This is a genomic window from Nitrospirota bacterium (assembly GCA_016214385.1).
Lineage (GTDB): Bacteria > Nitrospirota > Thermodesulfovibrionia > UBA6902 > JACROP01 > JACROP01.
In genome coordinates this window covers 1-11,547 of the sequence record JACROP010000155.1, presented here as the reverse complement: position 1 = coordinate 11,547, position 11,547 = coordinate 1, and the positions used below count along the sequence as shown (strand labels likewise).

The window sequence follows — 11,547 nt, the reverse complement described above, 5'->3', positions numbered from 1 at the left end:
GTCATTTCAAAGGAGACACCTTTATCTTTAATACTTGCTGACCTTTCAAGGAATTTTGTCTCAAAGTCCCTGTAAGACTTCTCAAGGATTTCTCTCATGCAAAGACAATCTATGAAGTCTCTTAATCCTCTGTCTTTCGGTATTCTGAAAACACCGAATTCGCCGGTTACAAAGCCTGAAAGGTAAAGGGCTTTCATGATGCCCTCTGTCTGCTCACCGCTTAAAGAAAAAGACCTCGAAATCCTGGCACTGGTAAGTGATTCGCCAGCGGAGTTAATCTTATTGAGAATTTCAAGGGCTTTTCTTCTCAGGCTCACTTCCGGGAAAAAACTTTTTAGAATTGATGCCCAGTAAAGATAGATATTACCGCCGGAGATTTCCTCCAGGTAAGCCGTCCAGAAATCTTTTTCTCCGATTTCTCGGGATTTTTTAAACCTTACTGCCTTTGCCATGCATTTAATATAAAAGGGGTTGCCTCCGAGATACTCAAATACGGCATCTGGCACACTACTCTTAATCCCCCCGTATCTGCCCTGCAGGGATAAAAACATTAAAGTGGCGTCTTCTAATTTAAGGGGTGGCACATCTATTTTCGCAAGGTTGCCAGACAATGCGCTGCTGGAGAAAAGTATTTCCTGAATTTCAGCCTGACTGCCTGTAATAAGGTGCGGCGCCACCCTGCATGACACAGGTTCCTCAAAAAGGGCTACGAGCATGTGGTCAACAGCTCCATGGATGTGAAGATTTTTTAACCTTTGAAACTCATCTATCATTACAACTACAGGCACGCCAGTGGCAAGGGCTGATTGGTAGGGAGCGCTCAGCGCAATGCGTATAGAATCTATCGGTTCCTGGCAGCTCTGGCTATATCTGTCAAGCAGATCAAGCGCCCAGGTAGATTTCCTCTCCTCTGCGATTGAAGATAAGCGTTCAAGCGATAACCCCTCCATGCCTATGAGAGAGGAGTCTTTTTTCTCAAAGGCAAATCTCTGGAGGATATAATGCGTTAAATAATCCCTTGAGAAATCTGGAACAGAGAGTATGCCGCTGTTGACGCAGTAATAAAAAGGGGCTACCTTAGCCTGCCCCCAGAACAAATGGTTGAACAATTGTTTGAGTAGCTCTGTTTTACCAATACCCCTCAGCCCAGAAAGAAAACCACTCTGCGTTATGCCTTTCTCTGCTTCAAGGGATCTGCTATATAACTCTATCAGCTCTTCTTTCCTGCCAAAAAAATCTTTTTCAGGAAGTGTCCTTAATGGCATTTATGAAAAAACCTCTATTCTGTTTCCTCCCTTATTCTTAGCGTTGTAAAGAGCCCTGTCAACATTTTCGAGAAGCAGATCAATTGTCTTACCATTTTCAGGATAGGAAACTATGCCTATGCTGGCTGTAAACTTCCACGGTGCCGGTAAACCCTCAGGAGGCATTTCGGTTTCAGCCATGTCGATTCTTAACCTCTCTGCTATGCTCTGGGCCAATGTCTTATCAGTTTCAGGCAGGATTACCATGAATTCATCGCCGCCATAACGGGACACTATATCTATCGACCTTACAGAGTTTAACACCCTGTCAGCCACTATCTTAAGTGCCCTGTCACCCATTGGATGGCCGAATGCATCATTGTAACCCTTAAAACCATCTATATCCAGCATTAAAAGACTCAGGGGCCGGGCATGCCTCTCTGAACGCAACATCTCCTCTTCCAGCCTGCTGTGCAGGTATCTACGGTTGAGAAGGCCTGTAAGGGCGTCTGTTATGGATAACTTTTTTAATTCCTCTGCCTGTTTATAAAGCATATTCCTCTCTATCACAACAGCGGCCTGGGTTGCAAAGGATTGAACAAATTTTAAATCCTCTTCATTAAAGACCTCTCCTGTTGTCTTGTCTGCTATATTCAGCACGCCGATAACGCGGTCATCGATCTTTATAGGCACGCTGATAAAAGATTTTGTCTTGTACCGCAGCCTGTTTTTTTGATTTATCCTCGGGTCACTCTCGATATCCTCAACGAGGAATGGCTCGCCGAGTTCAACTACTCTTCCGGCAATACCCTCGCCTTTTTGAATTTTAAGTTTTTCTGTTATGCCCTCAGCTATACCCTTCCTTGCTTCAAGAAGCAGCACTTCAGTTTCCTTATTGAGTATCATCAGAGAGCCCTGCTCTGCTTTGAGAAACTCCGTGGACTTATTCAGTATCATCTGCAAAAGGTTCTCCCAGCCAAAGACAGAGGCCATCTCGCTGGTGAGTTCTGAAATAGTAGCAAATTTAGCAACCTTTGCATGCATCTCAAAATGCAGCTTCTGATTCTCCAGAGCTATCGCAGTCTGGACGCAGAAGGCATTAACAATTTTTATGTCAGCCTCTTTAAGCGGGCTTTCAAAGATGCCCAGAATACTTTCTAATTCATGATCGACGAAAATGGGGAAAAAATAAAAGGTCTTTATGTCTTTCAGGAAATCAGCCCTGACGCCCATTAAAGGCTCCATCGATGAAACAAACGACTTGTTCCTTAAAATCTCCTGCACTATAATATCCCTCTCGCTGATGCTGTGGCCGTTTATTCCTTTGTCAGCTCTCTTCAGGCTGCAAACACCCACATAGGCGCCCTGTGCCCTGTCGAGGGAAAAAACTGCAATCTCCTTAAGGTCGAGGAGGCTAAACAGATTGGCTATCATATATTTGTAAAGGGTCTCGGGTTTTTCCCTGCTGGCAAAGCCCCACATGCCCAGAACCGCCTTTAGTCTGTCCGTCTTTTGTTTAAGGATGAGGGTTTCCTGGGCATTTTTTAATAGCTGATTTACAGAGCTGCTCACAAAGCGGCACGCATTTTTTGCCTGTTCGGCGCTGATAAACTTAAGAGGGCCTGTTACAGGAAAATCTTTGACCTTTGAAAGGGCTAAAAGCTTTGCGAATTCAAGAAAATCCTCGTACGTGGAAAATGACCCCTGCCCTACAATTACCGCCTTTTCACCGAAATATTCAACCGGTATGGAAAAACTCATTATCTTTGCATAGCACTTGTAGATTACAGGTTTATTCTTCTCAATAGAACTCATCATGGTGACACGGCAGTAAGTATCGCATTTAGATTTAAACTCCGGAGAAGACAAGAGCCCCCTGCACATGGGGATATAATCCTCTGTAGAAAAGATTAGCTCGCCCTGTTCTGAATAAATGCTGAGGTTAAATCCAGCGGCATCAGAAAGGGTCCTCAGATGGGCTTTCCATTCATCTGATAAAAAAAGGGCATTCAGGTGTTGTGAGTTCTCAGTACTGATCAAGGCGTCCCCCCAAAATACATAATATTCTTTTGCCTCTAACCAGAATTAAAAAAGACTAACACAAATGATATATATCGCGTCAATGACATTTATTTGACAATCCCGGTACGGGTCGCACTGACAAATTTGCCCTTTCCTCCCCTCCTCCCTCGTGGAGGGCTTCAAGGGAGGAAGTGTCATTTTGAAGCTCCCCGCAGTCCCGAAACTTCGGGACGGGGAATCTTCGAAATGTAAGGAATTATTACCTTTTATATTCGCTCGCTAACCCCGCCCCAAGGGGTGGGGTTAGCGAGCGCTATGCATTTTCATGACAAAAAAGCACAGAGGACCGTATAACATCGATCTAAATTTAGCAAAAGGTATACCAGTAAATAAACCCATTATGAATCAAGCTCTTTATGAAAAATAGGCAGAAATAAGGGCTTAAGTGTAAACATCTTTGACAGAAACAAAAATTACTGTAAAGTTTCTTTACAGTAGACCGGAGTGAGTATAATCTACTTTACCTCATTAGAAAGAAAACCCCGCCTTTTAGGTGCCCTCTCCTTCTATGAAGGGCATAGGGTTTACACGGTTCCCATCCTTCCATATTTCATAGTGACAATGGGAGCCTGTGGAATTTCCCGTCGAACCAGCATACGCAATTATATCCCCTCTTTTCACAAGCTGGCCAACCTTTACATCAATCCTCCTGGCATGGGCATACGCTGTGGAGTAATCAAAGCCATGCTCCAGAACCACAAGGTTTCCACTGTTTCCACTCCACCCAGCAAAGCTCACAATACCATCTGCCGTTGCCATCATAGGGGTGCCTGGGGTAACAGCGATGTCTACACCCGAATGGAAATCATCACCGCCATGCACAGGATGCTTACGTTTGCCATATGGCGATGTCACCCTCCCAATTACAGGCCAACCCTTAGGTGTTGCCATATAGATGTCCCTTTGCTGACTCAGATATTCTTTTATCCCTTCTACAGTCGCTATTGTATTCGAAATCTGTTCCTTCAATACTTCCATGTCGATTGAGTCATTAGCAGAAGTATGAATACTTTCAAGCACCTTCTCTTTTGTCCCAAGCGAGAATATTCTCCTGAACTCAGATTCAGCCTTGTTCAATGCCTCCATAGTCACCTGTAGCTCGCTAAACTTCTCAGAGTAATAGCTTAGTTTCTCCTTCATCTTACGCTGCTCAGAGGCACTTACAGCAACATAAGCTAAAACTATAAGAATCCAGATGGCAACTGAGAGGATGATTCCAACAAAAAGTATCTTACGGCTGAAGGGCTTAGAACTACGATATTCAATGGTCTTATATTTGCGATGTAAATCTTCTACCTTTTCCACAAGCTCTTTATCTATCTCAGGGTCGTGTTCACTGATTATCTCTTCCTGGGAAGGAGAGGGAGATAGTGCTCGCAATGGCATAATAGGCTCAACCTTACGTTCGCTGATTATCTCTTCATGGGGAGGTTCTGGAAGGACCTCATTCTCTTCCGTTATCTCAATAACCCCGATTGTTTGTAAGGCGTAAATGGTTTTGAGGGTTTCAAACATACCTAATGGAGAAAGACTCAAAATCTTCCTTATAGAGTTCCTGCCATTTATAAAGAGAAGAATCCTTTTGTCGGTATCGTCAAGGGAAAGGTCACGAAGGAGAGTTGCAGAATCTTGAGATAGAGACAAAACAGTATCCATCGAGTGCTCCCTCTCTCTTACATACTCGGAATAATTAATCCTCTTGATGCCCAGGTATATGAGATTTATGGTAGTATTGAGGTTAAAGATTACCATCACTTCATCTGTAGAAAAGGGGCCCTCCTGGAATTCAAAATTACCGTCTTCAACAGTAAAGAGGCCCATGACAATCCCCTCGACCTGACATTTTAGTGCTTCAAGGAGTTCCTGCGGGGTTAGATAGTCAAGTTCAACGAGGATCGTCTCATAGGATTTACCCGTTTTTTCCATTACCTCAACGGCTTTATCGTACTGCTCTCTTGTAATCCTGCCGCCATTTAAAAGAATCTCTACGAGGTGGTCATCTACCAGGTTAGAAGATGCAAAGATTATGTCTCCATTTTTAATATATATATTTTTTTGTATTGCCCCATTGTTTATTTCGAGAATTCCCGTACCTTTACTCTTATGAAGTCCGATCAGCACATCTGCGAGTCTGAAATCCTTTAGAGAACCTCTAAGATTGTCAACCCTCTTGACCCCTGCCTTGAGCCCGTTGGCCAACTTCTCTGTCCATATCACTTCACCCAGGAGCGATATTCCAGAGTCCTGATTTTTTATATCCACCAGAGTGCTTGATTCAAGTGAAAGGTCGTCTTCAATAATTACGCAAGCCCCATCTGACCAATCAACAATCTTACCTTTATATGCGCCTGTATTTAAATTTAAAAATCTGACTACCGCCTCAGCCTGTTTTCTATATCTCTTAAAATTTCTTGCGGATATATTTCCCTTCAAAAGATCAAGTTCCTTTTTCAGGGGTATATTCTTTTTAACAAGACTTGTATTAGTTTGCACGTGCATCAGTAATAAACCCCCCTCGCCCCCTCCCATCCCGGCCTCGCTCCGCGAAGCGGGGCGGGCAAGGGAGGGGGGACAGTAGTAGATCCCCTCTCCCCTTTGTGGGAGAGGGTTAGAGCCTGCCCCGTACTTGATACGGGGGTGAGGGGTATTTTCGGGTCAAGATTACGGTGGAGACAAATGATTTTGGGAGTAACCCCGTTAGACAGCGAGGGTGTGAGTTTCTTTCTAACGGGGTAATTCATTATTTCATTGTCCAATATAGCCAATAAATCGATTATAGGTCAGGCATCTCGGAACGAGTCAATTCCGACTTGCCTGACATCCTTTTAAAAGCCAAAATATAGCTCAATGCCTCCATAAGCGCTGCTGGGGATGCTCGAGCTGTTTTTATAACCTCCGTGAATCAGGAAGGAAACCTTCTTTGAAGGGCTGTAAATTTCTACCAGAGGCCCGACTTGAAAAGCGCTATAGTCCTTGTTTCCCTGTCCGATAACCTCAAGCCCTACTCTTAAAGGAAGGTCGCGGCCAAGCGGATAAGACGACAGCTCCTGTTTTAATCTCCCTCGTGACCAGATATAGCTGTTTTCAGTGCTGTAGCTGATAATAAAGTTAAGATTCGTCATGGCCTTTATCCATCTATCGAGCTCTGCCTGAAGCACAAGGCTGTCTGTAGTCCCCCTGACCTCTACATCCTCCCTGAAAGGCTTGATTTTGGTGTTTCTGTGCTCCCAGCCTGCCCAGAAGGTTGTGCTCCAGTCCTGGCCTGAGAACTTCACTCCAATAGCAGGTTGAAAAGCAGGGGCCCTGGCCCTTATTATCTCGCTGTCTCTTTCAAACTTATATGTAAGGTAGTCAACCCAGAGTTTTCCCATAATGGAGAGGTTCTGCCGCAGAGGCTCCTCTACTATTATGCCTGTATATAAATATTCCTGGCTTTCTGTGTCAGCTTCCCCTCCAGCAAGCACACTGTATGAAGCCGCCATAGAAGTTGAGGCAGAAAACAAAATAAAAAAAATAGGTACTATAAGACCTATAAGTCGAAGAAGTTGTCGCTGCATCTTTATACCCCTCCTGTGAGAAATTTCACACCAAAGCGCCAGGCCCTGTCTCCATGAAAATCTATCTCCTTACGCCACGTAACCCTTCCCTTAAGAGAACGCCAGCCTTTCTCATCGGGGAGGTCAAAGGATATTACATCCTCCTTAATATCATGATATGTGAATATCCTCATGCCGTGATCGCTGAGGTCTTCTGTAACAAATGGCAGACTCTCAGCGCCGTTTATCCTGTAGGTCCCTGGTAAGTGATACGGGTTTCTTACATCTCTTTTTTGAAGGGTCTCCCCCCTAAACATACGGCCGAGCTTCAGAAATGGGGTTTCTTCTGAAACAGAAAGGTCACCCATCATCCTGTTAAGGGCATAAGAGAAATTAAAGCCAATAATTGCATCCCTGATTTCCCTTGAAAGTCCATTAAACCCAATGCCATGGTAGAAAATTGGCATGCCATTGACACGGGCTTCCCTTACATTAAGAATCCTCCCGTTTACCTCAACTGCCTTATCAGCAAGGATAAGACGCAGGGGGAATGTCCAGCCTGTCTGTAGTTTGTAAAAACAGCAGACAGAGGCTCCTTTTTCATGGAGGTCTTCTACTACAACCAACTGTTTTGCCTGATTGGGAAAGGTTGCAAAGGCAGGGATAATAGCAGGGAACCTGAAATTCCTCCTCCTCTGTATTTTCCTTATGGCATATCTGATAACTGTGTAGGCAAGCCCTGTGTTTATCATTGCCCAGAAGATGTTGGCATATATAATTCCTCTGTCAGTCTCCTTAAAGGAGCCAATCCCTGAGAGTGCCCAGATAATGGCAATAGGGCTTCCTACTGCAATCAGCACCTGGGGCAGGAGCATCCCTATAGTCGTCTTGTCAAATTCTGTCTTTGGTGTCACCTTAAATCGCAGTCTCTTCTTTATAAAAAGCCCCAGGGATGTCTTAATGAAGGTGTAAAACTTGACCATATTGTACTGCTCAATGAGAAAGGTTCGGCCAAAGCCCCTGCTTATTTCCTCATAGGCCCAGAGTGAGAGGCCGAGATGAGGAATAAATCTTATGAGAAAATCTATATTGAAGGCGCTAATCGGGAAAAGCCCTGTAAATAGAACAATTATAGGAGAAAAGAAATAGATAACCCTTTGAAAGCCGTCAAAGTATGTGGTCATTGAGGCAAGATAACATATCCTCTGTGGCAGGGTAAGTCCCTTTTTTAACAGGGGGTTATCCCTTATAAATACCTGCATGGCTCCCTGGCCCCACCTGAGCCTCTGGGCCTGAAAGGGATAAAGCACAGGGGCAGCAATGCCATAGGCAAGGCTCTCATTGTGATAAATAGATTTATAGCCTTTTGCATGGAGTTTTATAGACGTATGGATGTCCTCTGTTACTGTGCCTGTTGCAAAGCCTCCAATAGCCTCTAAAGCCTTACGCCTGAGCACAGCGCAACTGCCGCAGAAAAAGGCTGCATTCCACCTGTCCTTTCCCGGCTGTATAAGTGAAAAGAACAGAGACTGCTCTGTCCAGACATTTTTACCATTTGTAAGCCTGTGCTGAAAGGAATCCACATTGTAGAAATCCTGTGGAATCTGGACAAAGGCTACTTTCTCATCATTGAAATATCCGAGGAGTTTGTCGAGGAAATCAGGCTGGGGCACATGGTCTGCATCAAAGACAGCTATAAATTCTCCATTCGTCCTCGGAAGGGCGTAGTTGAGGTTTCCTGCCTTTGCATCCCTGTTGTCTGGCCTTGCTATATATTCACATCCGAGTTCCTTTGCAAGCGCCCTAACCTCTGGCCTTCTTCCATCGTCGAGGAGGTATGTTTTATGTGGATATTTCATTTTAAGACATCCGAGCACAGTCTTTCTGAGTAAATCAGGAGGCTCATTCAGGGTCGTGATAAAGACATCAACAGTTAATCCGTGTCTGAGGGTAATAGGAACTCTTTTCTTCAGCTTCCAGACCATGAAGAAAAACATCAGGGTGGTTATAAATCCATAGACCTCAGCACTGTAAAGAACAATGGAGAAGGTCAAGGCATCAAGGTTAAATGTGCTAAGACGATAGATGAGATAATATGTACTTACACACAGAGAGAGAAGGGCAAGGGTATGAATCCACCTCTCTCTTTTTTCATAAGGGATATCCTTTTCCATACATTATTTCTCCTTGGGACGTTCTAATTCCGCTCCTAAATTTATTTCGAGGGAGGAATCTTTAATGAGAACGATTTCTCGTTACACTCGAAATGACACTTTCGCTCTGGAGCAGGCTTCAGCGAAAATCCATAGAAAAGCACAAGAACAGAAATATATCTTAACTAAAGAAAAATTCCTGTCAAGATGTTATTTTTCTTAACAACCAATTTTTACCCCGAAGCGTCGGGGTAAAAATTTCGTGTTTAGGTTCGGTACGAATCTCCGACTACAAACCTGAACCCACATGTTTTACAAACAAAATAATAGCAAGAAGCATACAAAAAAATAAAAGCTTATAAAACAAGGGGTTACAAAGCGCAGGCAACCGTCGTGCAAAAAATTCTGACACTTTTTGTTAAACCCCTGGCAAGTTATTTTTTAGGCTCTTTTTTAAGCTCTTTCACTGTTTCAACATTCCTGAAGACCTGCATGCAGAGGTTGCCCATCGGATATAAATATACCTTAACCCCGAGGTTCCCCTCAGCGCTCAGATATATGCGCTGCTGGCCTTCTTCTTCTATTTTGATCTTCACCCCGCGTTTTTTGTAGGAGTTTATCCACCACTCTGCCTCTGCCTTGCATGCTCCAATAGTCATAATAACAGTGTTATGCACGGTCATGCATCCACCACCTTTGAGAGAGACAACTGTTATTGAGTTGTGGGTCTTCCCGCCTGTCTGAAAGTCAATGGTAACGCTCTTTGCATCACGGTCAAAGGTCGCATACCAGACAACTTCTGCAGGAAGCCTCATATTCAGACTTTCCTGACAGCGAGGGTTGAGGATATTAATTACTTCTTCGGAAATGCCCTTTTTTATTAACTGCTTTTTTATCTCCTCAGGCGACTGGGCATAAGAATGCACCGCAAGATAACACACTGAGAAAACAACAAAAATAAAAATAAGGCATAACTGTCCTTTAACAATCGGACCTGAACATTTCCGATGTATCATTAAACCTCTAAACCTCCTTTCCGAAGCAGTAAATAATAGGGAGAAGCGGAGGTCTTCATAAAACTTCTCCCTGTTAATCAATGCCAGGGCAGAGTCGGAAGATTCTGGATAGTATTTCCCAGTACCTGAATGATTTGAATATTTACTATCATATTGTTCGTCACAATATTGCCACTTCAGGGGACCTGTGTTATCTGGAATATACCTTTTGAACCACCGAGATCGCCAACAGATGCCTGAATATTTACTTGCGTGCCTTCAGGAAGGCTTGCCTTCGCTATGCTACCTGCTGTGCCTGTATTGCCGCCTGTTACAAGGGTTGCATTGTAATTTCCAAGGGTGTCCCACCACCCCTCAAAAAGCACTGAAAAGTTGAAGCCCATATAAGTTCCCCTCAGGCTGTTCATCTCTTTCTCATTGATGGCCTTTCCAAGGACCTCCCCGTTCACCTCAAGTCTGTCAGAATAGATCCCTACAAATGCCCCCGCAGGCGTCGTCCATACAACAACCAGCGCCATCAGCGATGCTACCAATAAACGCTCTGTGAGCCTTAAAACATTACTAACCGGTGGCCTCATGGCTGTGTTGAGCGTAAGCGTAAGGTCTCTGTCTGTTTTCTTATACACTACAAAGACCACACTGTCCCATGATTCCATAAACTCTTCAAGCGGGACTGCCCTGTTTCCGGCAGCCGGGTCAGCTAAATAAGCCCTTCCGTCTTTTACGCCTTTAAGAACCACGAAGTGTGTATAGCCCCTCGTATTCATAAGGACAATGGTCGGGATTCTGAGCTTTGACAGGTTTTCGGCCTTTACCTTATAGCCGTTTGCCTGAAAACCATGTCTTTCTGCGTATTTCTTCATGTCGAGAAGGGAAAAGCCCTTCTCCTTTATCAGATCCTGATCGCCCTTTGCTATCATGTCCTTTACAATCTCTTCCTCTTTTACCCCTTCAACGCCATAAAGATATTTAAAAATCGTTGCCATTGATGCCGCACCACAGCTAAAGTCATACTGCTGAGGGACAATGTCTTTAAACCTCATCTCCCTTACAGAGACAACCTTTTTGCTTAAATATCCGCCAAAGTTTGTCCTGACCATAACTGTGGTAGCGCCAGAGCTATCTTCTTCTTTTTGGGGCTCAGATATTTTAGCTACAGCAGGTTTCTCTTCTTCTTTTTTAACATTTTTGACCTCAGGGCTTGAATTTAAAACATAGAGTATTAATGAATTTCCCTTCAGAGAGGGTTTAACTTCAGCAGGTGCAGTTAGGGTAATATCAAGCCTTGCCAGAGACTGAGGGTCATCAATCTTAGTAGGCACTATTTCCATAATCCCATCCCTCCCAACAACAATTTTCTCAGTAAATTTACCGTGGTCTATATTGTTGAGCTCTACCACTACCTTATGCGGGTCTGATGTCTTATACATGGCATAAGTAAATGGAGAATTACTTTCTATTTGAATTTCTGTAAAACCGGCTTTTTCTTTGACGCTTATATTTGCAATAGCAGGTT

7 protein-coding genes are annotated in these 11,547 nt (G+C 43.9%); all 7 read right to left on the bottom strand.

Features of this window, described 5'->3' with window-relative positions; all coding sequences use genetic code 11:
* A partial coding sequence (locus tag HZC12_09655) for an ATP-binding protein (GenBank protein MBI5026968.1) occupies positions 1-1,265 on the bottom strand: 1,265 nt, incomplete at its 3' end.
* On the bottom strand, positions 1,266-3,284 hold the full coding sequence (locus HZC12_09650) for a diguanylate cyclase (protein ID MBI5026967.1): 2,019 nt from the start codon (positions 3,282-3,284) through the stop codon (positions 1,266-1,268).
* A 531-nt stretch (positions 3,285-3,815) separates the two neighbouring features.
* Positions 3,816-5,825, bottom strand: a complete 2,010-nt coding sequence (locus HZC12_09645) for a peptidoglycan DD-metalloendopeptidase family protein (GenBank protein MBI5026966.1) — start codon at positions 5,823-5,825, stop codon at positions 3,816-3,818.
* A gap of 326 nt (positions 5,826-6,151) precedes the next feature.
* Positions 6,152-6,883, bottom strand: a complete 732-nt coding sequence (bcsS, locus tag HZC12_09640; protein MBI5026965.1) for a cellulose biosynthesis protein BcsS — start codon at positions 6,881-6,883, stop codon at positions 6,152-6,154.
* A 2-nt stretch (positions 6,884-6,885) separates the two neighbouring features.
* On the bottom strand, positions 6,886-9,036 hold the full coding sequence (locus HZC12_09635) for a glycosyltransferase (protein MBI5026964.1): 2,151 nt from the start codon (positions 9,034-9,036) through the stop codon (positions 6,886-6,888).
* Between the two features lie 413 nt (positions 9,037-9,449).
* Positions 9,450-10,031, bottom strand: coding sequence for a hypothetical protein (locus HZC12_09630; GenBank protein MBI5026963.1), 582 nt, complete (start codon positions 10,029-10,031; stop codon positions 9,450-9,452).
* Between the two features lie 176 nt (positions 10,032-10,207).
* Positions 10,208-11,547, bottom strand: a 1,340-nt coding sequence (locus HZC12_09625; GenBank protein ID MBI5026962.1) for a C39 family peptidase, incomplete at its 5' end; no start/stop codon positions are given.